This is a genomic window from Shigella sp. SIG3 (assembly GCF_053555855.1).
In genome coordinates this window covers 1-24196 of sequence record NZ_JBQZXE010000053.1, presented here as the reverse complement: position 1 = coordinate 24196, position 24196 = coordinate 1, and the positions used below count along the sequence as shown (strand labels likewise).

Here is a 24196-nt window from a genome sequence, read left to right as displayed (position 1 = left end):
TTATAACAAAAGGGGAGTGCAGAAGGAGTCTTGGCGGGCAATTGGTATAACCAATGCGAAATAAAACAATTATTTAACAAATAATTATCATTAGAGTGACAACTGGGTGGTGAGAAAATAAAGACTCATTAGCTGAATCGTGTAAGAAAAATAGAATTTATAAATGGCGCCAATAATTTCCAAACGCTAAGCCGCACAAAAGAACAAATATTAATAAGCGATGCTGATGTTTATTTAGCCGTAATAATTACGGCGAGTGATTACTACAGCTAAATAATATTTACAGATTACGTCAGATGCGTTTTTCGTAGCGCCAGATAATCCAGCAAACCACCAAGCACGACGCCAGAAAGGGCGACTAAAACCCCGACTTCCAGCAGAGCAGGCAGGAAAGAGAAGTGCGTCAAATCCAGCGCGTCCATCGTCAACAGAAGTAACCACACGGCCAACAGGCTGACGCCCGCCGCCAGTGTCCACATGGCAAAGGCATAACCTGCCGGATATTCGGTACGGGAGATAAAGTTGTCATTTACTCGTGTATATTCAAGCGTCTGGCGGCAAACCAGCAGCAAAATAAGCCCCGGTACGGCAGCGGCGACGGAGAATAGATAGAATGTCGACCAGCCGTGTGCTTCAACAAACCAACCCGCCACGGGGCCGACATAAACTCGCCCTACAGCGGAAAGCGCTGAGAGCAGGGCAAATTGAGTAGCGGAAAATGACTTATTACACAGCGTCATTAACAGCGCGACAAAGGCTGATGTGCCCATCCCGCCACAGAGGTTTTCGAAAAAGACGGCTGCGCCCATGCTGTAGAGATGCTTATCAGTAATCGACAGCAGCCAGTAACCAGCGTTAGACGCACCTTGTAAAATGCCGAAAATCAGCAGCGCCCGGAACAGCGACAGGCGCTGCATCAAAATCCCACCGTACAATGCGCCAACAATGGTCGCCAGTAAGCCAAGCGTTTTGTTTACCACGCCTACTTCACCCGCATCAAACCCGACGCCGCGAATCAAAAACGTGGTTGTCAGGCTCATGGCGAATGCGTCGCCCAGCTTATACAGCACGATAAGAAGCAAAATAAGCCAGGCATTATTGCGACCAAAGAAATCTCGCAGAGGTGCAACAACCGCTTGTTCCAGCGTTTTGGGCACAGGAATGGTGTCGGTTGGTTCTGGTGCAAGCAACGTCGCGATAATACAGGGGATCAACAGCGCCGCCATCAACCAGTACATGCCCTGCCAGCCCAACCATTTATCTGCCAGCCACAGGGCTAGGCCGCCGGAAACCAGCATCCCTAAACGGTAACCCAGCACGCTGATTGCCGCGCCCGCACCACGTTCTTCTGCCGGGAGCACATCGGTTTTCCACGCATCGAAGACAATATCCTGGGAGGCAGAGCAAAAAGCGATCACCACCGCCAGCGCCGCCATCCAGCGGAGTTGGGTGCCTGGTTCGAGAAAACCCATCGCCGCAATGGCGACTAATAACAGGATTTGCGTGGCGAGCAGCCAACCGCGCCGCCGCCCAAAAAATGGGGGCGTGTAGCGGTCCATCAGCGGTGACCAGAGGAATTTAAAAACGTAAGCCTGGCCTACCAGAGAGAAGAAACCAATGGTTTTGAGATCGATATTTTCGACCGTCATCCAGGCCTGTAAGGTGCCGGATGTCAGGGCGAGCGGTAGCCCGGAAGCAAAACCCAGGATCAGCAATATGGCTGAACGCGGCTGTTGAAAAATACGTAAATATTGACTGGACATGGGCGTCTACAGGCCCGGCTTGCACCGGGCCAGAGGGCAGAAATTAACGCGCGTTCTGCTTGATGAATTCGTGAATGCTGGTGTCCTGAGACATATCAGCGATGGTATCGGTCAGCACACTGTTAACCGCATCGGCGATATTTTTGTTGGAGGCCTGGAACGCACCTTCAACGTTGTAGCTGGCACGATAGTTTTTGGTCATTTTGTTGCCATTCTGCGCGGTAGCGATGATGGCGATATCCGCTTTGGTAGCGATGTTGTAGCGCACGTTGCCCTGGGACACGTCAGCATACAGTTGGCTAACGATGATTTGCAGATTAACCGGGCCATTCGGACCAACCATGTAACCACGCGCGGTCATCTGTTTTTCCAGCACTTCTTGCAGCAGGAAACGCAGATCGCGGGAGGCGGTCAGGGTAACGATTTGATTATCGCGGGTGACTTTTGCCAGCGCCTGATCTGTACGCTGATCGGCACCATTAATGCTTACGGTGACGCCCATCAGGCTTGGATCCTGCTGTGGCAGTGTAATCGTCGGGGAAACTTCAATAGTTGTTGGCGGTTTTGCGCATCCTGCAAGCATAAACAGAGCAACTAACGGGAAGAGGATTTTTTTGAACATGTTCGGGCTCTCAGAGACTCTTAAGCGTGTTTGGTAAAAATTCCCGCCATCATAACATTGCCAACGGCGAGGGGAAGTGGGTAAGGCATGTAAATTCATCATGTTGACGAAATAATCACCCCTGGTAAAAGAAACGCTGATGCGAGGCCTGTGTTTCAATCTTTAAATCAGTAAACTTCATACGCTTGACGGAAAAACCAGGACGAAACCTAAATATTTGTTGTTAAGCTGCAATGGAAACGGTAAAAGCGGCTAGTATTTAAAGGGATGGATGACATCTCAGCGTTGTCGGAGGAGATATTTCATGATGATACGTGAGCGGATAGAAGAAAAATTAAGGGCGGCGTTCCAACCCGTATTCCTCGAAGTAGTGGATGAAAGCTATCGTCACAATGTCCCAGCCGGCTCTGAAAGCCATTTTAAAGTTGTGCTGGTCAGCGATCGTTTTACGGGTGAACGTTTTCTGAATCGTCATCGAATGATTTACAGTACTTTAGCGGAGGAACTCTCTACTACCGTTCATGCGCTGGCTCTGCATACTTACACTATTAAGGAGTGGGAAGGGTTGCAGGACACCGTCTTTGCCTCTCCTCCCTGTCGTGGAGCAGGAAGCATCGCGTAAAAACGCATTTGCAACTGTCGGCGCTTTTCCAGTATGTTGCTAAAGATTTTATGAAAAACGGCCTGCGGGCCGTTTTGTTTTGTCTGGATTTTGCGCTTTTTGCCCAGCATTCAGACGAAAATTGCCCGGGAATTGTGAAAAAATACGCGACAGCGCGCAATAACCGTTCTCGACTCATAAAAGTGATGCCGCTATAATGCCGCGTCCTATTTGAATGCTTTCGGGATGATTCTGGTAACAGGGAATGTGATTGATTATAAGAACATCCCGGTTCCGCGAAGCCAACAACCTGTGCTTGCGGGGTAAGAGTTGACCGAGCACTGTGATTTTTTGAGGTAACAAGATGCAAGTTTCAGTTGAAACCACTCAAGGCCTTGGCCGCCGTGTAACGATTACTATCGCTGCTGACAGCATCGAGACCGCTGTTAAAAGCGAGCTGGTCAACGTTGCGAAAAAAGTACGTATTGACGGCTTCCGCAAAGGCAAAGTGCCAATGAATATCGTTGCTCAGCGTTATGGCGCGTCTGTACGCCAGGACGTTCTGGGTGACCTGATGAGCCGTAACTTCATTGACGCCATCATTAAAGAAAAAATCAATCCGGCTGGCGCACCGACTTATGTTCCGGGCGAATACAAGCTGGGTGAAGACTTCACTTACTCTGTAGAGTTTGAAGTTTATCCGGAAGTTGAACTGCAGGGTCTGGAAGCGATCGAAGTTGAAAAACCGATCGTTGAAGTGACCGACGCTGACGTTGACGGCATGCTGGATACTCTGCGTAAACAGCAGGCGACCTGGAAAGAAAAAGACGGCGCTGTTGAAGCAGAAGACCGCGTAACCATCGACTTCACCGGTTCTGTAGACGGCGAAGAGTTCGAAGGCGGTAAAGCGTCTGATTTCGTACTGGCGATGGGCCAGGGTCGTATGATCCCGGGCTTTGAAGACGGTATCAAAGGCCACAAAGCTGGCGAAGAGTTCACCATCGACGTGACCTTCCCGGAAGAATACCACGCAGAAAACCTGAAAGGTAAAGCAGCGAAATTCGCTATCAACCTGAAGAAAGTTGAAGAGCGTGAACTGCCGGAACTGACTGCAGAATTCATCAAACGTTTCGGCGTTGAAGATGGTTCCGTAGAAGGTCTGCGCGCTGAAGTGCGTAAAAACATGGAGCGCGAGCTGAAGAGCGCCATCCGTAACCGCGTTAAGTCTCAGGCGATCGAAGGTCTGGTAAAAGCTAACGACATCGACGTACCGGCTGCGCTGATCGACAGCGAAATCGACGTTCTGCGTCGCCAGGCTGCACAGCGTTTCGGTGGCAACGAAAAACAAGCTCTGGAACTGCCGCGCGAACTGTTCGAAGAACAGGCTAAACGCCGCGTAGTTGTTGGCCTGCTGCTGGGCGAAGTTATCCGCACCAACGAGCTGAAAGCTGACGAAGAGCGCGTGAAAGGCCTGATCGAAGAGATGGCTTCTGCGTACGAAGATCCGAAAGAAGTTATCGAGTTCTACAGCAAAAACAAAGAACTGATGGACAACATGCGCAATGTTGCTCTGGAAGAACAGGCTGTTGAAGCTGTACTGGCGAAAGCGAAAGTGACTGAAAAAGAAACCACTTTCAACGAGCTGATGAACCAGCAGGCGTAATTTACGCAGCATAACGCGCTAAATTCGCACAAAGGCCCGTCACCGCCAGGTGGTGGGCTTTTTTTTGTCATGAATTTTGCATGGAGCCGTGCGAAAAGCCTCTTTCGGTGTTAGCGTAACAACAAAAGATTGTTATGCTTGAAATATGGTGATGCCGTACCCATAACACAGGGACTAGCTGATAATCCGTCCATAAGGTTACAATCGGTACAGCAGGTTTTTTTCAATTTTATCCAGGAGACGGAAATGTCATACAGCGGCGAACGAGATAACTTTGCACCCCATATGGCGCTGGTGCCGATGGTCATTGAACAGACCTCACGCGGTGAGCGCTCTTTTGATATCTATTCTCGTCTACTTAAGGAACGCGTCATTTTTCTGACTGGCCAGGTTGAAGACCACATGGCTAACCTGATTGTGGCGCAGATGCTGTTCCTGGAAGCGGAAAACCCAGAAAAAGATATCTATCTGTACATTAACTCCCCAGGCGGGGTGATCACTGCCGGGATGTCTATCTATGACACCATGCAGTTTATCAAGCCTGATGTCAGCACCATCTGTATGGGCCAGGCGGCCTCGATGGGCGCTTTCTTGTTGACCGCAGGGGCAAAAGGTAAACGTTTTTGCCTGCCGAATTCGCGCGTGATGATTCACCAACCGTTGGGCGGCTACCAGGGCCAGGCGACCGATATCGAAATTCATGCTCGTGAAATTCTGAAAGTTAAAGGGCGCATGAATGAACTTATGGCGCTTCATACGGGTCAATCATTAGAACAGATTGAACGTGATACCGAGCGCGATCGCTTCCTTTCCGCCCCTGAAGCGGTGGAATACGGTCTGGTCGATTCGATTCTGACCCATCGTAATTGATGCCAGAGGCGCAACTGTGCCGCTATACTTATCTAGGGCGGCACAACGCTGTAAGCGGCTTGCGCCTGAGAATGGCATTTGCGTCGTCGTGTGCGGCACAAAGAACAAAGAAGAGGTTTTGACCCATGACAGATAAACGCAAAGATGGCTCAGGCAAATTGCTGTATTGCTCTTTTTGCGGCAAAAGCCAGCATGAAGTGCGCAAGCTGATTGCCGGTCCATCCGTGTATATCTGCGACGAATGTGTTGATTTATGTAACGACATCATTCGCGAAGAGATTAAAGAAGTTGCACCGCATCGTGAACGCAGTGCGCTACCGACGCCGCATGAAATTCGCAACCACCTGGACGATTACGTTATCGGCCAGGAACAGGCGAAAAAAGTGCTGGCGGTCGCGGTATACAACCATTACAAACGTCTGCGCAACGGCGATACCAGCAATGGTGTCGAGTTGGGCAAAAGTAACATTCTGCTGATCGGTCCGACCGGTTCCGGTAAAACGCTGCTGGCTGAAACGCTGGCGCGCCTGCTGGACGTCCCGTTCACCATGGCCGACGCAACCACGCTGACCGAAGCCGGTTATGTGGGCGAAGACGTTGAAAACATCATTCAGAAGCTGTTGCAAAAGTGCGATTACGACGTACAGAAAGCGCAGCGCGGGATTGTCTACATCGATGAAATCGACAAGATTTCTCGTAAGTCAGACAACCCGTCCATTACCCGAGACGTTTCCGGTGAAGGAGTACAGCAGGCACTGTTGAAACTGATCGAAGGTACGGTAGCTGCTGTTCCACCGCAAGGTGGGCGTAAACATCCGCAGCAGGAATTCTTGCAGGTTGATACCTCTAAGATCCTGTTTATTTGTGGCGGTGCGTTTGCCGGTCTGGATAAAGTGATTTCCCACCGTGTAGAAACCGGCTCCGGCATTGGTTTTGGCGCGACGGTAAAAGCGAAGTCCGACAAAGCAAGCGAAGGCGAGCTGCTGGCGCAGGTTGAACCGGAAGATCTGATCAAGTTTGGTCTTATCCCTGAGTTCATTGGTCGTCTGCCGGTTGTAGCAACGTTGAATGAACTGAGCGAAGAAGCTCTGATTCAGATCCTCAAAGAGCCGAAAAACGCCCTGACCAAGCAGTATCAGGCGCTGTTTAATCTGGAAGGCGTGGATCTGGAATTCCGTGACGAGGCGCTGGATGCTATCGCTAAGAAAGCGATGGCGCGTAAAACCGGTGCCCGTGGCCTGCGTTCCATCGTAGAAGCCGCACTGCTCGATACCATGTACGATCTGCCGTCCATGGAAGACGTCGAAAAAGTGGTTATTGACGAGTCGGTAATTGATGGTCAAAGCAAACCGTTGCTGATTTATGGTAAGCCGGAAGCGCAACAGGCATCTGGTGAATAATTAACCATTCCCATACAATTAGTTAAACAAAAAGGGGGGATTTTATCTCCCCTTTAATTTTTCCTCTATTCTCGGCGTTGAATGTGGGGGAAACATCCCCATATACTGACGTACATGTTAATAGATGGCGTGAAGCACAGTCGTGTCATCTGATTACCTGGCGGAAATTAAACTAAGAGAGAGCTCTATGAATCCTGAGCGTTCTGAACGCATTGAAATCCCCGTATTGCCGCTGCGCGATGTGGTGGTTTATCCGCACATGGTCATCCCCTTATTTGTCGGGCGGGAAAAATCTATCCGTTGTCTGGAAGCGGCGATGGACCATGATAAAAAAATTATGCTGGTCGCGCAGAAAGAAGCTTCAACGGATGAGCCGGGTGTAAACGATCTTTTCACCGTCGGGACCGTGGCCTCTATATTGCAGATGCTGAAACTGCCTGACGGCACCGTCAAAGTGCTGGTCGAGGGGTTACAGCGCGCGCGTATTTCTGCGCTCTCTGACAATGGCGAACACTTTTCTGCGAAGGCGGAGTATCTGGAGTCGCCGACCATTGATGAGCGGGAACAGGAAGTGCTGGTGCGTACTGCAATCAGCCAGTTCGAAGGCTACATCAAGCTGAACAAAAAAATCCCACCAGAAGTGCTGACGTCGCTGAATAGCATCGACGATCCGGCGCGTCTGGCGGATACCATTGCTGCACATATGCCGCTGAAACTGGCTGACAAACAGTCCGTTCTGGAGATGTCCGACGTTAACGAACGTCTGGAATATCTGATGGCAATGATGGAATCGGAAATCGATCTGCTGCAGGTTGAGAAACGCATTCGCAACCGCGTTAAAAAGCAGATGGAGAAATCCCAGCGTGAGTACTATCTGAACGAGCAAATGAAAGCTATTCAGAAAGAACTCGGTGAAATGGACGACGCGCCGGACGAAAACGAAGCCCTGAAGCGCAAAATCGACGCGGCGAAGATGCCGAAAGAGGCAAAAGAGAAAGCGGAAGCAGAGTTGCAGAAGCTGAAAATGATGTCTCCGATGTCGGCAGAAGCGACCGTAGTGCGTGGTTATATCGACTGGATGGTACAGGTACCGTGGAATGCGCGCAGCAAGGTCAAAAAAGACCTGCGTCAGGCGCAGGAAATCCTTGATACCGACCATTATGGTCTGGAGCGCGTGAAAGATCGCATCCTTGAGTACCTTGCGGTTCAAAGCCGTGTCAACAAAATCAAGGGACCGATCCTCTGCCTGGTAGGGCCGCCGGGGGTAGGTAAAACCTCTCTTGGTCAGTCCATTGCCAAAGCCACCGGGCGTAAATATGTCCGTATGGCGCTGGGCGGCGTGCGTGATGAAGCGGAAATCCGTGGTCACCGCCGTACTTACATCGGTTCTATGCCGGGTAAACTGATCCAGAAAATGGCGAAAGTGGGCGTGAAAAACCCGCTGTTCCTGCTCGATGAGATCGACAAAATGTCTTCTGACATGCGAGGCGATCCGGCCTCTGCACTGCTTGAAGTGCTGGATCCAGAGCAGAACGTAGCGTTCAGCGACCACTACCTGGAAGTGGATTACGATCTCAGCGACGTGATGTTTGTCGCGACGTCGAACTCCATGAACATTCCGGCACCGCTGCTGGATCGTATGGAAGTGATTCGCCTCTCCGGTTATACCGAAGATGAAAAACTGAACATCGCCAAACGTCACCTGCTGCCGAAGCAGATTGAACGTAATGCACTGAAAAAAGGTGAGCTGACCGTCGACGATAGCGCCATTATCGGCATTATTCGTTACTACACCCGTGAGGCGGGCGTGCGTGGTCTGGAGCGTGAAATCTCCAAACTGTGCCGCAAAGCGGTTAAGCAGTTACTGCTCGATAAGTCATTAAAACATATCGAAATTAACGGCGATAACCTGCATGACTACCTCGGTGTTCAGCGTTTCGACTATGGTCGCGCTGATAACGAAAACCGTGTCGGTCAGGTAACCGGTCTGGCGTGGACGGAAGTGGGCGGTGACTTGCTGACCATTGAAACCGCATGTGTTCCGGGTAAAGGCAAACTGACCTATACCGGTTCGCTCGGCGAAGTGATGCAGGAGTCTATTCAGGCGGCGTTAACGGTGGTTCGTGCGCGTGCGGAAAAACTGGGGATCAACCCTGATTTTTACGAAAAACGTGACATCCACGTCCACGTACCGGAAGGTGCGACGCCGAAAGATGGTCCGAGTGCCGGTATTGCTATGTGCACCGCGCTGGTTTCTTGCCTGACCGGTAACCCGGTTCGTGCCGATGTGGCAATGACCGGTGAGATCACTCTGCGTGGTCAGGTACTGCCGATCGGTGGTTTGAAAGAAAAACTCCTGGCAGCGCATCGCGGCGGGATTAAAACAGTGCTAATTCCGTTCGAAAATAAACGCGATCTGGAAGAGATTCCTGACAACGTAATTGCCGATCTGGACATTCATCCTGTGAAGCGCATTGAGGAAGTTCTGACTCTGGCGCTGCAAAATGAACCGTCTGGCATGCAGGTTGTGACTGCAAAATAGTGACCTCGCGCAAAATGCACTAATAAAAACAGGGCTGGCAGGCTAATTCGGGCTTGCCAGCCTTTTTTTGTCTCGCTAAGTTAGATAGCGGATCGGGCTTGCCCTTATTAAGGGGTGTTGTAAGGGGATGGCTGGCCTGATATAACTGCTGCGCGTTCGTACCTTGAAGGATTCAAGTGCGATATAAATTATAAAGAGGAAGAGAAGAGTGAATAAATCTCAATTGATCGACAAGATTGCTGCAGGGGCTGATATCTCTAAAGCTGCGGCTGGCCGTGCGTTAGATGCTATTATTGCTTCCGTAACTGAATCTCTGAAAGAAGGGGATGATGTAGCACTGGTAGGTTTTGGTACTTTTGCCGTTAAAGAGCGTGCTGCCCGTACTGGCCGCAACCCGCAGACCGGTAAAGAGATCACCATCGCTGCCGCTAAAGTACCGAGCTTCCGTGCAGGTAAAGCACTGAAAGACGCGGTAAACTAAGCGTTGTCCCCAGTGGGGATGTGACGAAGTTCAAGGGCGCATCTACTGATGTGCCTTTTTTCTTTGTATTCGGTGACTTTCTGTGTCTTGTGGGCTGACAATTGCCCCCGTTTCTTGTCACAATAGGCCTTTGCGCGCATCGATACGTTGCGTGAGGTACACAGTCATCTACAGCGGAGTGTTGTTACACCATGATGGACAGCTTACGCACGGCTGCAAACAGTCTCGTGCTCAAGATTATTTTCGGTATCATTATCGTGTCGTTCATATTGACCGGCGTGAGTGGTTACCTGATTGGCGGAGGCAATAACTACGCCGCAAAAGTGAATGACCAGGAAATCAGCCGTGGGCAGTTCGAGAACGCCTTTAACAGCGAGCGTAATCGCATGCAGCAACAGCTGGGCGATCAATACTCCGAGCTGGCAGCGAACGAAGGCTATATGAAAACCCTGCGTCAACAGGTGCTGAATCGTCTGATCGACGAGGCGCTGTTGGATCAGTACGCTCGTGAGCTGAAACTGGGTATCAGTGATGAGCAGGTTAAACAGGCGATTTTCGCGACCCCAGCCTTCCAGGTTGACGGCAAATTTGATAACAGCCGCTATAACGGTATCCTCAACCAGATGGGGATGACCGCCGATCAGTACGCCCAGGCGCTGCGTAACCAGCTCACTACCCAACAGCTGATTAACGGCGTTGCCGGTACCGATTTTATGCTGAAAGGTGAAACCGACGAGCTGGCGGCACTGGTCGCGCAACAACGCGTGGTGCGTGAGGCGACTATCGATGTTAACGCGCTGGCGGCGAAGCAGCCTGTGACCGAACAGGAGATTGCCAGCTACTACGAACAAAACAAAAACAATTTCATGACGCCGGAACAATTCCGCGTGAGTTACATCAAGCTGGTTGCCGCAACGATGCAGCAACCGGTTAGCGATGCGGATATCCAGAGCTACTACGATCAGCATCAGGATCAATTCACCCAGCCGCAGCGTACCCGCTACAGCATCATCCAGACCAAAACTGAAGATGAAGCGAAAGCGGTACTTGATGAGCTGAATAAAGGCGGTGATTTTGCTGCATTAGCCAAAGAAAAATCTGCCGATATTATCTCTGCCCGTAACGGCGGCGATATGGGTTGGTTAGAAGATGCCACTATCCCCGACGAACTGAAAAATGCTGGTCTGAAAGAAAAAGGCCAACTGTCTGGTGTCATCAAATCTTCGGTCGGTTTCCTGATTGTACGTCTGGACGACATTCAGCCAGCGAAAGTGAAATCGTTAGACGAAGTACGTGACGACATTGCGGCGAAAGTGAAACACGAAAAAGCCCTCGATGCGTACTATGCGCTGCAGCAGAAAGTGAGCGATGCGGCAAGCAACGAAACCGAGTCTCTGGCCGGTGCAGAGCAAGCTGCCGGCGTTAAAGCCACTCAGACGGGTTGGTTCAGCAAAGATAACCTGCCGGAAGAGTTGAACTTCAAGCCGGTTGCCGACGCTATCTTTAACGGCGGTCTGGTAGGTGAAAACGGCGCGTCGGGCATCAACTCTGACATCATCACCGTAGACGGCGACCGCGCATTCGTGCTGCGCGTCAGCGAGCACAAACCGGAAGCGGTGAAACCGTTGGCAGATGTTCAGGAACAAGTTAAGGCACTGGTTCAGCACAACAAAGCTGAACAACAGGCGAAAGTGGATGCTGAGAAACTGCTGGTTGATTTGAAAGCCGGCAAAGGTGCGGAAGCTATGCAGGCTGCCGGTCTGAAATTTGGCGAGCCGAAAACCTTAAGCCGTTCCGGTCGTGACCCGATTAGCCAGGCGGCGTTTGCACTGCCACTGCCAGCGAAAGACAAACCGAGCTACGGTATGGCGACTGATATGCAAGGTAATGTGGTTCTGCTGGCGCTGGATGAAGTGAAACAAGGTTCAATGCCGGAAGATCAGAAAAAAGCGATGGTGCAGGGTATCACCCAGAACAACGCACAAATCGTCTTTGAAGCTCTGATGAGTAACCTGCGTAAAGAGGCGAAAATCAAAATTGGCGATGCGCTGGAACAGCAATAATCCTGAAGCCGCCTCGCAAAAAAATGCGTTGCAGCTGTAACAAGAAAAGGTCGCTTTCGCGGCCTTTTCCATTTCTGAACATTGCCATTTGTTTACTGTTTTCACTCCCGTTAAGGTGATTCCACTGTTAACAAACAAGGAGAAAACAGTATGAAACACGGAATTAAAGCACTGCTCATTACCCTGTCCCTGGCCTGTGCCGGAATGTCTCATAGCGCGCTGGCGGCAGCTTCTGTGGCGAAACCGACGGCGGTAGAAACCAAAGCGGAAGCTCCTGCAGCACAAAGTAAAGCAGCAGTACCGGCGAAAGCCAGTGACGAAGAAGGCACCCGGGTCAGCATTAATAATGCCAGCGCGGAAGAGCTAGCCCGCGCGATGAATGGCGTTGGCCTGAAGAAAGCGCAGGCGATTGTCAGTTATCGCGAAGAGTACGGTCCGTTTAAAACGGTGGAGGATCTAAAGCAGGTGCCGGGGATGGGCAATTTGCTGGTGGAACGTAATCTGGCGGTATTAACCCTGTAATTAATTTGCATAGTGGCAATTTTTTGCCAGACTGAAGAGGTCATACCAGTTATGACCTCTGTACTTATAACAACAACGTAAGGTTATTGCGCTATGCAAACACAAATCAAAGTTCGTGGATATCATCTCGACGTTTACCAGCACGTCAACAACGCCCGCTACCTTGAATTTCTCGAAGAAGCCCGCTGGGATGGGTTGGAAAATAGCGACAGTTTTCAGTGGATGACGGCCCATAACATCGCCTTCGTCGTGGTCAATATCAATATTAACTATCGTCGCCCAGCGGTATTAAGCGACCTGTTAACTATTACCAGTCAGTTGCAGCAATTAAACGGTAAAAGCGGCATCTTAAGCCAGGTCATTACACTGGAGCCGGAAGGGCAGGTGGTAGCGGATGCGCTTATTACGTTTGTTTGTATTGATCTTAAAACGCAGAAAGCATTAGCTCTGGAAGGGGAATTGCGCGAAAAGCTGGAGCAGATGGTTAAGTAAACGTTTTGTGGTGCCGGATGCTCAAGCCGCATCCGGCGACACCCGGAATAATTACCTCAACCCGGTTTTCTGCTTCATCGCTGCCATCACCGTCGGTTTATCGGCCAGATAATGATTCAAACCGTTGGCGCGTAAATTACATGCCGCACAATGACCGCAACCGTCGCCTTTAATGCCGTTATAGCAGGTCAACGTTTCGTTACGGACTAAATCCAGTTTGCCGTAATAATCTGCCAGCGCCCAGGTTTCCGCTTTATCAATCCACATCAGCGGCGTTTCAAAACGAATATCTTTCGCCATGCCCAAACTGACGGCATGGTTTAGTGCTTTCACAAACTCATCGCGGCAATCCGGGTAGCCGGAGAAATCCGTTTCACAGACGCCGGTAATTACGGCTTCTGCTTTTACCTGATACGCATATATTGCCGCCAGCGTCAGGAACAAAATATTACGCCCTGGGACAAACGTATTCGGGATGCCATCGGCTTCAGGTTCATAATCAGGCACCGGAATGCTGTCACGTGTCAGGCTGCTGACCGCCAGCTCGTTGAGCAGCGTTACATCAAGAACCTTATGCGCGCGTGCTCCCAGTTTCAGCGCCAGTTCGCGTGCCACGTCGATTTCTGCGCGATGTCGCTGACCGTAATCGAACGTCACGCAATGGACTTCATCATATTGTTGTAATGCCTGCACCAGACAGGTGGTGGAATCCTGGCCTCCACTGAACACAACGACAGCACGTTTCATAGATAATCCTGCTTGAACAATAAAAGCGTTATGGTAACGCCTGCGATTAACCCGGACCAGCTATTCATTGCGACGGCGCGGGAAGCCAGGCTTCGGTAAATTCAAACCAGCCGCGCGGTGTCAGTCGCACACCGTTCACGCCGGGAGGGGCACTAATGCGATAGTGATAGTTGAACAGCGGCGTCAGCGTCGCGTCTGCCATTAACTGGCTAAAAACCGCTTTCAGGGCATTAAATCGGTTTTCCTCATCAGGCATTACTTGCACCGCGTCCAGCGTCGATTGCAGATGTGCATATGCTGGAGCGTCGAAAACATGTGGCCATAGTGGATCGCAACGTAGCCATTGCTCCAGAGTATATTCCGGTGCTTCGCCAATTAATCTGTCGCCCATCATGAGGTCTGCGTGTGCCAGTAGGGTCGTGTCGTCCCAGTTTTTTGCGTTATGAAAAATAATTGTGAGTTCACAGCCTTCCGCTGCCAGTGTCGCCTGTAGGCGTTCTGCCATGGTATGAAGTTCTATCGGTAGGTGATAAACCAGCGTCAAGGTTTTCGGTAGTTTGACTTCATCCGGTACTTGCCAGTGCGGAATAGTCCAGCCTGGCAGTAATGCATGACTGGCGGTGATCAGGTTTTCTCCGACTTCTAACGTTTGTAATAAACCGGATTGATGAATAATGGAGATCACTTTTCGCGCCTGCCAGAGGGAGAGTCGGGGACTTTTGCGCAACGTTAAATAGCAAAAACCTAAACTGATGCCACTACTGACCTGGCTGACCCGTTGCAGCTCCTCCGGTTTGCCGATGGTGATTTGCACGGGATGCCGACAACTGGTTCCCAAATCTTTTTCGAAAAGCGGCGGAGTTATCCAGTACTCAACCGCTTTAAGCAGCGGATGACGCAAATGGTAATAATCATGGCTCTCCAGGCGCACCAGCTCCGCTGTGAATTGTGTTAAGCGAAAAGGACCAGTGCCGATCAGTGGGAATTGCGGATGCGCCAGATGGCTGCAATAGCTCGCCAGCCGGTGCGCAAGCCAGTAATCGGGGCGATGTAAAAAGAAGGTCAGACACTGCGGATGGGTGACTTCAATACGCTTCACGCTAATAAATAATTGATCCAGTGCTGGCAGTTGTAACAGCATCAATAATCGCTGGTGTAAGTGTGAGGCTTTTACTGCATCGCCGTTATGCCAGTGTAGGGTTGAACGAAGATAAAAGTCCCAGCGTAACCCGTCAGTAGAGGTTTCCCAGTGATGCGCTAAATCGCCAATCGGGCGCTGAGTATTATTATCGAAGCGGGTCAGGCCGGAAAATATCTGCCCGGCGAGATGCTGCTCGGCACGGCCGGGCAAAAAGCCTGGTTGTAGCGGTTCGAGCGGGCGATAGTAGGGAATACGCAACGTGGGTGTATCGTTTGCCATTGTCCGCCCATAAACGGCTGTAACAGAGTGCGCAGCTCACCTGGGGCCAGTTGCGCCAGCTCCAGCACATCTTGCTGCTTTCCGGTTTCCAGTGCCTGTTCCATCATCGCATTGCGTAGCGATTCCGGCGTGACCAGAAAGCGTAATTGTCCGCGCTTTCCGCGTCCTGACTGCGCCTGCCACTCCAGCCATCCCGCCTCCTGTGCCTGACGCAACAGCGTACGAACATGGCGTTCGCTGCAAAAACAGCGTTCGGCCAGTTCGCTGACGGTGACGGTTTGCGGCTTTCCGGCTGAAGGTTGCCACAGACGTTGATACTGGTTAAGACGGTTGAGCAATCGCATATAAACCCGGAACAATATTATTTAACTATTCACTATTACTTCCGTATATATCAGGTGATACTCAATCACCATTAACCGTGTCACAGAGTGGAGAAAGAAATGGCTCGTCTGGCAGCATTTGATATGGATGGCACTTTATTGATGCCTGACCATCATTTAGGTGAGAAAACCCTCTCTACTTTGGCGCGACTGCGTGAACGCGACATTACCCTCACTTTTGCCACGGGGCGTCATGCGCTGGAGATGCAGCATATTCTCGGGGCGCTATCGCTGGATGCATATTTGATTACCGGCAACGGAACGCGCGTGCATTCTCTGGAAGGTGAACTTTTACATCGTGATGATTTACCTGCGGATGTCGCGGAGCTGGTGCTGTATCAGCAATGGGATACCCGAGCCAGCATGCATATCTTCAATGACGACGGTTGGTTTACCGGGAAAGAGAGCCCTGCGTTGTTGCAGGTATTTGTCTATAGCGGTTTTCGTTATCAGATAATCGATGTCAAAAAAATGCCACTCGGCAGCGTCACCAAGATCTGCTTCTGTGGCGATCACGACGATCTTACACGCTTGCAGATCCAGCTATACGAAGCATTAGGCGAGCGTGCACATTTGTGTTTTTCCGCCACGGATTGCCTCGAAGTGCTGCCGGTGGGCTGCAATAAAGGCGCTGCATTGACGGTGCTGACCCAACATTTAGGTTTATCGTTGCGCGATTGCATGGCCTTTGGTGATGCGATGAACGATCGCGAAATGTTAGGCAGCGTCGGTAGCGGGTTTATTATGGGCAATGCGATGCCGCAACTGCGCGCGGAGCTCCCGCATTTACCGGTGATTGGACATTGCCGAAATCAGGCTGTCTCTCACTATTTGACGCACTGGCTGGACTATCCACATCTACCTTATTCCCCCGAATAACGAGATCCCTTCCAGCACCGGGCAATTGCCCGGTTTTTTTTTGCGTTGAATTTGTCATTTTGTGCCGTGGTGTTTAAACCGCACAGAATAAATTGTCGCGATTTCACCTTTAAAATAGAATTAAAAGAGAAAAAAATTCTCCGTGGAAGGGCTATGTTAGATAAAATTGACCGTAAGCTGCTGGCCTTACTGCAGCAGGATTGCACCCTCTCTTTGCAGGCACTGGCTGAAGCCGTTAATCTGACAACCACCCCCTGCTGGAAGCGCCTGAAACGGCTGGAGGACGACGGTATCCTTATCGGCAAAGTCGCCCTGCTGGATCCGGAAAAAATAGGCCTCGGCCTGACCGCCTTTGTGCTGATAAAAACGCAACATCACAGCAGCGAATGGTATTGCCGCTTTGTCACGGTGGTTACCGAAATGCCAGAAGTGCTGGGGTTCTGGCGCATGGCTGGTGAATACGATTATCTGATGCGCGTCTAGGTTGCCGACATGAAACGCTACGACGAGTTTTATAAGCGTCTGGTAAACAGCGTGCCGGGGCTGTCGGACGTCACTTCCAGCTTCGCGATGGAACAGATTAAATACACCACTTCTTTACCCATCGAATAAATATCCAGAATCAGGTCAGGACACAACGCGTGCGATTATTTGCTCAATTAAGCTGGTATTTCCGTCGGGAATGGCGTCGCTATCTTGGGGCTGTCGCCTTGCTTGTCATTATCGCGATGCTGCAACTGGTTCCGCCAAAAGTGGTTGGTATTGTTGTCGATGGCGTGACAGAACAACACTTTACTACCGGGCTGATCCTGATGTGGATCGCCACCATGGTGCTGATTGCCGTTGTGGTTTATCTCCTGCGTTATGTCTGGCGCGTATTGCTGTTTGGCGCGTCTTACCAACTGGCTGTTGAACTGCGTGAAGATTATTACCGTCAGCTAAGCCGGCAGCACCCGGAGTTTTACCTGCGTCATCGCACGGGTGATCTCATGGCTCGTGCGACCAATGACGTCGATCGCGTCGTGTTTGCCGCCGGAGAAGGGGTGCTGACGCTGGTGGATTCACTGGTAATGGGCTGCGCTGTGTTGATTATGATGTCTACGCAAATTAGCTGGCAGTTGACCTTATTTGCCCTGTTACCGATGCCAGTGATGGCGATCATGATTAAGCGCAACGGCGATGCCTTGCATGAACGCTTTAAGCTGGCACAGGCGGCGTTTTCCAGTCTTAATGACCGCACCCAGGAAAGCCTCACCAGTATCCGCATGATCAAAGCCTTTGGTCTGGAAGATCGCCAGTCGGCGTTATTTGCCGCGGATGCCGAAGATACCGGCAAAAAAAACATGCGGGTGGCGCGTATTGATGCTCGCTTCGACCCGACCATCTATATCGCGATTGGTATGGCGAACTTGCTGGCGATTGGCGGCGGTAGTTGGATGGTGGTGCAGGGCAGTTTAACGCTGGGCCAGCTCACCAGTTTTATGATGTATTTAGGTCTGATGATTTGGCCAATGCTGGCGCTGGCATGGATGTTTAACATTGTGGAACGTGGTAGTGCTGCATACAGCCGTATTCGCGCGATGCTGGCGGAAGCGCCGGTGGTGAACGATGGTAGCGAACTCGTGCCGGAAGGGCGTGGCGAACTGGATGTAAATATTCACCAGTTCACGTATCCGCAGACTGACCATCCTGCGCTGGAAAACGTCAATTTCGCCCTGAAACCCGGTCAGATGCTGGGTATTTGCGGGCCGACTGGTTCCGGCAAAAGTACCCTGTTGTCGCTCATTCAGCGTCATTTCGACGTCAGCGAGGGGGATATTCGCTTTCATGATATTCCTCTGACGAAGTTACAACTCGATAGCTGGCGTAGCCGCCTGGCGGTGGTCAGCCAGACGCCATTCCTTTTTTCTGACACCGTGGCGAATAACATCGCGCTGGGTTGCCCGAATGCCACCCAGCAAGAGATTGAGCATGTCGCGCGGTTAGCCAGCGTACATGACGATATTTTGCGTCTACCGCAAGGTTACGATACAGAAGTGGGCGAGCGCGGCGTGATGCTTTCCGGTGGGCAAAAACAGCGTATCTCCATTGCTCGAGCGTTATTAGTCAACGCGGAAATCCTCATCCTTGATGATGCGCTTTCGGCGGTGGACGGACGCACAGAGCACCAGATCCTGCATAACCTGCGTCAGTGGGGACAGGGAAGAACGGTAATCATCAGTGCCCATCGCCTTTCGGCACTGACGGAAGCCAGTGAAATTATTGTGATGCAGCACGGACATATCGCCCAGCGTGGCAATCATGATGAGCTGGCGCAACAAAGCGGCTGGTATCGCGATATGTATCGCTATCAACAACTGGAGGCGGCGCTCGACGACGTTCCGGAAATTCGCGAGGAGGCCGTCGATGCGTAGTTTTAGCCAACTGTGGCCGACTCTCAAGCGCCTGTTAGCGTATGGTTCGCCGTGGCGTAAACCGCTGGGGATTGCGGTCCTGATGATGTGGGTTGCGGCGGCGGCAGAAGTCAGTGGGCCGCTGCTTATCAGCTATTTTATCGACAATATGGTAGCGAAAAATAACCTGCCGTTGAAAGTGGTTGCAGGGCTGGCTGCGGCGTATGTTGGGCTACAACTGTTTGCCGCCGGGCTACATTACGCTCAGTCGCTGCTGTTTAATCGGGCGGCAGTAGGCGTAGTGCAACAGTTGCGTACCGACGTGATGGATGCTGCGTTACGCCAGCCATTAAGCGAGTTTGATACCCAACCCGTCGGGCAGGTGATCTCCCGCGTCACTAATGACACTGAAGTGATCCGCGATCTCTACGTTACCGTAGTGGCAACTGTCCTGCGCAGTGCCGCACTGGTGGGCGCGATGCTGGTGGCGATGTTCAGCCTCGACTGGCGAATGGCGCTGGTGGCGATAATGATTTTCCCGGTGGTGCTGGTGGTAATGGTGATATACCAGCGTTACAACACGCCGATTGTCCGCCGTGTGCGCGCCTATCTGGCGGATATCAACGACGGCTTTAACGAAATCATCAATGGCATGAGCGTTATCCAGCAGTTTCGTCAGCAGGCGCGATTTGGCGAACGTATGGGGGAGGCCAGTCGTTCACACTATATGGCTAGGATGCAAACCCTGCGCCTCGACGGTTTTCTGCTGCGTCCGCTGCTGAGTCTGTTTTCATCGCTCATTCTTTGTGGCTTATTGATGCTGTTTGGCTTCTCCGCCAGCGGCACCATTGAAGTGGGCGTGTTGTATGCGTTTATCAGCTATCTTGGGCGACTTAACGAACCCTTAATCGAACTGACCACGCAACAGGCGATGCTGCAACAGGCTGTTGTTGCTGGTGAGCGCGTGTTTGAACTGATGGACGGACCGCGCCAGCAATATGGCAATGATGATTACCCGTTACAGAGTGGCACCATCGAAGTCGATAACGTGTCATTTGCTTATCGCGATGACAATCTGGTGCTAAAGAACATTAATCTCTCTGTGCCTTCGCGTAACTTTGTGGCGCTGGTCGGGCATACCGGCAGTGGTAAAAGTACCCTTGCCAGTTTATTGATGGGCTATTACCCGCTAACGGAAGGTGAGATTCACCTTGATGGTCGTCCATTAAGTTCGCTAAGTCATAGCGCGCTGCGCCAGGGCGTGGCAATGGTGCAGCAAGATCCGGTGGTGCTGGCGGATACCTTCCTCGCCAACGTGACGCTGGGGCGGGATATCTCCGAAGAACGCGTCTGGCAGGCGCTGGAAACCGTGCAACTGGCTGAGCTGGCGCGCAGCATGAGTGATTGTATTTATACGCCGCTGGGCGAGCAGGGAAATAATCTCTCAGTCGGGCAAAAGCAACTGCTGGCACTGGCGCGCGTGCTGGTGGAGACGCCGCAAATCCTGATCCTTGATGAGGCAACCGCCAGCATTGACTCCGGTACTGAACAGGCGATTCAACATGCTCTGGCGGCGGTGCGTGAACATACCACGCTGGTGGTGATTGCTCACCGCTTATCAACAATTATTGATGCCGACACCATTCTGGTGCTTCATCGTGGGCAAGCCGTGGAGCAGGGCACTCACCAGCAACTGCTGGCGGCCCAGGGACGCTACTGGCAGATGTATCAACTGCAACTTGCGGGCGAAGAGCTGGCAGCCAGCGTGCGTGAAGAGGAATCATTGAGCGCCTGAATAGCGCAATATTTCATCGTTGGTGCAAAAATGTAACGCACTGTGCACTGTCATAGTGCGTTTTCATTTTCAATCTTCTTAACTTCCTGCTCTCTTTCTCGTTTTTCATTTCTGGCACACCGCTTGCAATACCTTCTTCGTGTAGCAGAACCATTACCGAATTCTGACCGGAGGGGATCTATGAAGCTGGTGACCGTGATAATCAAACCATTCAAGCTGGAAGACGTTCGTGAAGCGTTATCTTCCATTGGTATTCAGGGCCTGACCGTCACCGAAGTGAAAGGTTTCGGGCGTCAGAAAGGGCATGCCGAGCTGTACCGGGGGGCGGAATACAGCGTCAACTTCCTGCCAAAAGTAAAAATTGATGTGGCGATTGCTGATGACCAACTCGATGAAGTGATCGATATCGTCAGTAAGGCGGCTTACACCGGAAAAATTGGCGACGGCAAAATCTTCGTCGCTGAATTGCAACGCGTCATTCGTATTCGTACCGGCGAAGCCGACGAAGCGGCGCTGTAATCTCTGGCACACAGCAACAGGAACGAAAAATGAAGATAGCGACGATAAAAACTGGGCTTGCTTCACTGGCGATGCTGCCGGGACTGGTAATGGCTGCACCTGCGGTGGCCGATAAAGCCGACAATGCGTTTATGATGATTTGTACTGCGCTGGTGCTGTTTATGACTATTCCGGGGATTGCCCTGTTTTACGGTGGGTTGATTCGCGGCAAAAACGTGCTGTCGATGCTGACGCAGGTGACGGTGACGTTTGCACTGGTCTGTATTCTCTGGGTGGTTTACGGTTATTCGCTGGCGTTTGGTGAGGGCAACAACTTCTTCGGCAACATTAACTGGTTGATGCTAAAAAACATCGAACTGACGGCGGTGATGGGCAGCATTTATCAGTATATCCACGTAGCGTTTCAGGGATCGTTTGCCTGCATTACCGTAGGCTTGATAGTTGGGGCGCTGGCGGAACGAATCCGCTTCTCAGCTGTGTTGATTTTCGTGGTGGTATGGCTGACGCTCTCTTACATTCCGATTGCGCATATGGTGTGGGGCGGTGGTTTGCTGGCTTCTCACGGTGCGCTGGATTTCGCGGGTGGCACGGTGGTGCACATTAACGCAGCAATCGCCGGTCTGGTGGGCGCGTATCTGATAGGCAAACGCGTGGGCTTCGGTAAAGAGGCGTTTAAACCGCACAACCTGCCGATGGTCTTCACCGGGACTGCCATTCTCTATATCGGTTGGTTTGGCTTTAACGCCGGGTCAGCGGGCACGGCGAATGAAATCGCGGCACTGGCATTTGTGAATACTGTGGTCGCAACGGCGGCGGCAATTCTTGGCTGGATCTTCGGTGAATGGGCGCTGCGTGGTAAGCCTTCTCTGCTGGGAGCGTGTTCTGGCGCGATTGCCGGTCTGGTCGGCGTGACGCCAGCGTGCGGCTACATTGGGGTTGGCGGCGCGTTGATTATCGGCGTGGTAGCTGGTCTGGCGGGTTTGTGGGGCGTTACCATGCTCAAACGCTTGCTGCGGGTGGATGATCCCTGCGATGTCTTCGGTGTGCACGGCGTTTGTGGCATTGTCGGCTGTATCATGACCGGGATTTTTGCCGCCAGTTCTCTGGGCGGCGTGGGCTTCGCTGAAGGTGTGACGATGGGCCATCAGTTGCTGGTACAGTTGGAAAGCATCGCCATTACGATCGTCTGGTCCGGTGTGGTGGCATTTATTGGCTACAAACTGGCGGATCTGACGGTTGGCCTACGTGTGCCGGAAGAACAAGAGCGAGAAGGGCTGGACGTCAACAGCCACGGCGAGAATGCCTATAACGCGTAACAAGCACTGCAAAAAATAGCCGGACGGTTTTCACCTCCGGCTATTTTTTTAATTGTGATTACGCATTACCCCTTCCTGAACGGTCGAGGCAACCAGCACGCCGTCTTGGGTATAAAACTCACCGCGCACAAAGCCGCGTGCGCTGGACGCCGAGGTGCTCTCCACGCTATACAGCAGCCATTCATTCAAATTAAACGGGCGATGGAACCACATGGAATGGTCAATGGTGGCAATCTGAATCCCCGGTTCGAGAAAACCGATGCAGTGCGGCTGTAGAGCTACCGGCAGGAAGTTAAGATCAGAAGCGTAACCGAGCAGATACTGATGAACGCGCAGGTCATCTGGCACGCTACCATTTGCGCGGATCCACACCTGACGATGTGGTTCTGCGACGTGACCTTTCAGTGGGTTATGAAACTCCACCGGACGGACTTCCAGCGGACGATCGCAGATGAATTTATCTTTAAGCACTGGCGGCAGCAGGTGCGCCAGCGATTGGGCGATTTGCGTTTCCGAAGGCAGGCCATCAGGCGCTGGCGCGGACGGCATTGTTTTTTGATGTTCGAAACCCGCTTCTGGTGCCTGGAAAGAGGCCGTCATATAAAAAATCGGTTTGCCGTTTTGAATAGCAGCAACCCGGCGGGCGCTGAAGCTGTTACCGTCACGCAGCGTTTCGACATCATAAATAATCGGTTTCTTACTATCGCCTGGGCGAAGAAAGTAGCTGTGAAACGAATGTACCAGCCGCTCTTCCGGGACGGTCTCTTTTGCAGCATACAAGGCCTGACCCACGACCTGGCCGCCAAACACCTGGCGTAAACCTAAATCTTCACTCTGGCCGCGAAAGAGTCCTTCCTCAATTTTTTCCAGATTTAACAATGTCAGTAAATTTTTTAGCGCCTGACTCATATAACTCTCCAGTAACAAAGCTGCCGCAGCAAGCCAAAGTGAGTTGAGTATAACGCAAATTTGCCACTGGTCCGATGGGTGCAATAGTCTGAATTACGGGCTAATTACAGGCAGAAATGCGTGATGTGTGCCACACTTGTTGACGTTACTATTTTGTTAACCACTCTTCCGGCGAGGAAAGTTAGCCCGCTGGTGCATTGATAATAAGGAGAAATGAATGAAACTCGTGCACATGGCCAGTGGTTTAGCGGTTGCGATTGCGTTGGCGGCTTGCGCAGATAAAAGCGCGGATATTCAGACGCCAGCCCCGGCTGCAAATACGTCTATTTCAGCAACACAACAACCTGCTATCCAGCAACCGAATGTCTCCGGTACCGTCTGGATCCGTCAGAAAGTCGCACTGCCGCCTGATGCTGTGCTGACCGTGACACTTTCTGACGCGTCGTTAGCCGATGCACCGTCAAAAGTGCTGGCGCAGAAAGCGGTGCGTACTGAAGGTAAACAGTCACCATTCAGCTTTGTTCTGCCATTTAACCCGGCAGATGTTCAGCCGAACGCGCGTATTCTGTTGAGTGCGGCGATTACCGTGAATGACAAACTGGTATTTATCACCGATACCGTTCAGCCGGTGATCAACCAGGGCGGAACTAAAGCCGACCTGACATTGGTGCCGGTACAGCAAACCGCCGTGCCGGTTCAGGCCAGCGGTGGCGCAACGACTACCGTACCTTCGACTTCACCAACTCAGGTGAATCCGTCTTCGGCAGTTCCCGCTCCTACGCAATATTAAGCGACGTTAACCCTCTCCGCCCGGAG

At 51.7% G+C, this 24196-nt stretch carries 19 protein-coding genes and 2 pseudogenes; 16 read left to right on the top strand and 5 right to left on the bottom strand.

The window, feature by feature from the left end; genetic code table 11:
• Positions 1 to 287: 287 nt before the first annotated feature.
• Both ampG and ACUU1I_RS11485 read right to left on the bottom strand, forming a co-directional pair.
• Complete coding sequence (ampG, locus tag ACUU1I_RS11490; protein WP_000098438.1) at positions 288 to 1763, bottom strand: muropeptide MFS transporter AmpG; 1476 nt, start codon at positions 1761 to 1763, stop codon at positions 288 to 290.
• 43 nt (positions 1764 to 1806) lie between these two features.
• Entirely contained in the window at positions 1807 to 2385 is a 579-nt protein-coding gene (locus ACUU1I_RS11485) for a lipoprotein (protein ID WP_001295326.1), read from the bottom strand.
• A gap of 304 nt (positions 2386 to 2689) precedes the next feature.
• Here ACUU1I_RS11485 and bolA point away from each other — a divergent pair, with 304 nt between their 5' ends.
• The 9 genes from bolA (at position 2690) to fadM (ending at position 13019) form a co-directional block, all read left to right on the top strand.
• Complete coding sequence (gene bolA / locus ACUU1I_RS11480) at positions 2690 to 3007, top strand: transcriptional regulator BolA (protein ID WP_000973448.1); 318 nt, start codon at positions 2690 to 2692, stop codon at positions 3005 to 3007.
• Between the two features lie 343 nt (positions 3008 to 3350).
• Positions 3351 to 4649: a trigger factor gene (gene tig / locus ACUU1I_RS11475; protein WP_001198386.1), complete on the top strand. Its 1299-nt coding sequence runs from the start codon at positions 3351 to 3353 to the stop codon at positions 4647 to 4649.
• 246 nt (positions 4650 to 4895) lie between these two features.
• On the top strand, positions 4896 to 5519 hold the full coding sequence (gene clpP / locus ACUU1I_RS11470; RefSeq protein WP_000122253.1) for an ATP-dependent Clp endopeptidase proteolytic subunit ClpP: 624 nt from the start codon (positions 4896 to 4898) through the stop codon (positions 5517 to 5519).
• 125 nt (positions 5520 to 5644) lie between these two features.
• Positions 5645 to 6919, top strand: coding sequence for an ATP-dependent protease ATP-binding subunit ClpX (clpX, locus tag ACUU1I_RS11465; RefSeq protein ID WP_000130305.1), 1275 nt, complete (start codon positions 5645 to 5647; stop codon positions 6917 to 6919).
• 187 nt (positions 6920 to 7106) lie between these two features.
• Entirely contained in the window at positions 7107 to 9461 is a 2355-nt protein-coding gene (gene lon, locus ACUU1I_RS11460) for an endopeptidase La (protein ID WP_001295325.1), read from the top strand.
• 190 nt (positions 9462 to 9651) lie between these two features.
• Entirely contained in the window at positions 9652 to 9942 is a 291-nt protein-coding gene (hupB, locus tag ACUU1I_RS11455) for a nucleoid-associated protein HU-beta (protein WP_254892905.1), read from the top strand.
• A 191-nt stretch (positions 9943 to 10133) separates the two neighbouring features.
• A complete protein-coding gene (gene ppiD, locus ACUU1I_RS11450) occupies positions 10134 to 12005 on the top strand; it encodes a peptidylprolyl isomerase (RefSeq protein WP_000969402.1) in 1872 nt (623 codons plus the stop codon).
• Positions 12006 to 12155: 150 nt separating this feature from the next.
• Entirely contained in the window at positions 12156 to 12527 is a 372-nt protein-coding gene (locus tag ACUU1I_RS11445; protein ID WP_000680309.1) for a helix-hairpin-helix domain-containing protein, read from the top strand.
• 93 nt (positions 12528 to 12620) lie between these two features.
• On the top strand, positions 12621 to 13019 hold the full coding sequence (gene fadM, locus ACUU1I_RS11440; protein WP_001194534.1) for a long-chain acyl-CoA thioesterase FadM: 399 nt from the start codon (positions 12621 to 12623) through the stop codon (positions 13017 to 13019).
• A gap of 51 nt (positions 13020 to 13070) precedes the next feature.
• Here the strand turns inward: fadM and queC are convergent, their stop codons facing one another.
• A complete protein-coding gene (gene queC / locus ACUU1I_RS11435; protein WP_000817229.1) occupies positions 13071 to 13766 on the bottom strand; it encodes a 7-cyano-7-deazaguanine synthase QueC in 696 nt (231 codons plus the stop codon).
• Positions 13767 to 13830: 64 nt separating this feature from the next.
• A pseudogene (locus ACUU1I_RS11430) lies at positions 13831 to 15530 on the bottom strand (SgrR family transcriptional regulator).
• Positions 15531 to 15629: 99 nt separating this feature from the next.
• On the opposite strand from ACUU1I_RS11430, the gene cof reads away from it, so the two are divergent.
• The 6 genes and pseudogenes from cof to amtB all read left to right on the top strand — a co-directional run bounded on the left by cof (position 15630) and on the right by amtB (position 22471).
• A complete protein-coding gene (cof, locus tag ACUU1I_RS11425) occupies positions 15630 to 16448 on the top strand; it encodes an HMP-PP phosphatase (RefSeq protein ID WP_005066526.1) in 819 nt (272 codons plus the stop codon).
• 153 nt (positions 16449 to 16601) lie between these two features.
• Positions 16602 to 17060, top strand: a pseudogene (gene decR / locus ACUU1I_RS11420) (DNA-binding transcriptional regulator DecR).
• 29 nt (positions 17061 to 17089) lie between these two features.
• A complete protein-coding gene (locus tag ACUU1I_RS11415) occupies positions 17090 to 18862 on the top strand; it encodes a SmdA family multidrug ABC transporter permease/ATP-binding protein (RefSeq protein WP_075328286.1) in 1773 nt (590 codons plus the stop codon).
• On the top strand, positions 18855 to 20636 hold the full coding sequence (locus tag ACUU1I_RS11410) for a SmdB family multidrug efflux ABC transporter permease/ATP-binding protein (protein ID WP_001256191.1): 1782 nt from the start codon (positions 18855 to 18857) through the stop codon (positions 20634 to 20636). Before ACUU1I_RS11415 ends, ACUU1I_RS11410 begins: the two co-directional genes overlap by 8 nt.
• Before the next feature lie 180 nt (positions 20637 to 20816).
• Positions 20817 to 21155: a P-II family nitrogen regulator gene (gene glnK, locus ACUU1I_RS11405; RefSeq protein WP_000780338.1), complete on the top strand. Its 339-nt coding sequence runs from the start codon at positions 20817 to 20819 to the stop codon at positions 21153 to 21155.
• A gap of 29 nt (positions 21156 to 21184) precedes the next feature.
• A complete protein-coding gene (gene amtB / locus ACUU1I_RS11400; protein ID WP_000685029.1) occupies positions 21185 to 22471 on the top strand; it encodes an ammonium transporter AmtB in 1287 nt (428 codons plus the stop codon).
• 48 nt (positions 22472 to 22519) lie between these two features.
• Here amtB and tesB read toward each other — a convergent pair whose 3' ends face one another.
• A complete protein-coding gene (gene tesB, locus ACUU1I_RS11395; protein ID WP_000075874.1) occupies positions 22520 to 23380 on the bottom strand; it encodes an acyl-CoA thioesterase II in 861 nt (286 codons plus the stop codon).
• Between the two features lie 217 nt (positions 23381 to 23597).
• On the opposite strand from tesB, the gene ACUU1I_RS11390 reads away from it, so the two are divergent.
• Entirely contained in the window at positions 23598 to 24170 is a 573-nt protein-coding gene (locus ACUU1I_RS11390) for a YbaY family lipoprotein (protein ID WP_000779831.1), read from the top strand.
• The last annotated feature ends 26 nt before the right edge of the window (positions 24171 to 24196 follow it).

Bases quoted from the DNA above. Each gene is read 5' to 3' on its own strand.
- ampG (WP_000098438.1), bottom strand. From the start codon at position 1,763: ATGTCCAGTCAATATTTACGTATTTTTCAACAGCCGCGTTCAGCCATA.
- ACUU1I_RS11485 (WP_001295326.1), bottom strand. From the start codon at position 2,385: ATGTTCAAAAAAATCCTCTTCCCGTTAGTTGCTCTGTTTATGCTTGCA.
- bolA (WP_000973448.1), top strand. From the start codon at position 2,690: ATGATGATACGTGAGCGGATAGAAGAAAAATTAAGGGCGGCGTTCCAA.
- tig (WP_001198386.1), top strand. From the start codon at position 3,351: ATGCAAGTTTCAGTTGAAACCACTCAAGGCCTTGGCCGCCGTGTAACG.
- clpP (WP_000122253.1), top strand. From the start codon at position 4,896: ATGTCATACAGCGGCGAACGAGATAACTTTGCACCCCATATGGCGCTG.
- clpX (WP_000130305.1), top strand. From the start codon at position 5,645: ATGACAGATAAACGCAAAGATGGCTCAGGCAAATTGCTGTATTGCTCT.
- lon (WP_001295325.1), top strand. From the start codon at position 7,107: ATGAATCCTGAGCGTTCTGAACGCATTGAAATCCCCGTATTGCCGCTG.
- ppiD (WP_000969402.1), top strand. From the start codon at position 10,134: ATGATGGACAGCTTACGCACGGCTGCAAACAGTCTCGTGCTCAAGATT.
- ACUU1I_RS11445 (WP_000680309.1), top strand. From the start codon at position 12,156: ATGAAACACGGAATTAAAGCACTGCTCATTACCCTGTCCCTGGCCTGT.
- fadM (WP_001194534.1), top strand. From the start codon at position 12,621: ATGCAAACACAAATCAAAGTTCGTGGATATCATCTCGACGTTTACCAG.
- queC (WP_000817229.1), bottom strand. From the start codon at position 13,766: ATGAAACGTGCTGTCGTTGTGTTCAGTGGAGGCCAGGATTCCACCACC.
- cof (WP_005066526.1), top strand. From the start codon at position 15,630: ATGGCTCGTCTGGCAGCATTTGATATGGATGGCACTTTATTGATGCCT.
- ACUU1I_RS11410 (WP_001256191.1), top strand. From the start codon at position 18,855: ATGCGTAGTTTTAGCCAACTGTGGCCGACTCTCAAGCGCCTGTTAGCG.
- glnK (WP_000780338.1), top strand. From the start codon at position 20,817: ATGAAGCTGGTGACCGTGATAATCAAACCATTCAAGCTGGAAGACGTT.
- amtB (WP_000685029.1), top strand. From the start codon at position 21,185: ATGAAGATAGCGACGATAAAAACTGGGCTTGCTTCACTGGCGATGCTG.
- tesB (WP_000075874.1), bottom strand. From the start codon at position 23,380: ATGAGTCAGGCGCTAAAAAATTTACTGACATTGTTAAATCTGGAAAAA.
- ACUU1I_RS11390 (WP_000779831.1), top strand. From the start codon at position 23,598: ATGAAACTCGTGCACATGGCCAGTGGTTTAGCGGTTGCGATTGCGTTG.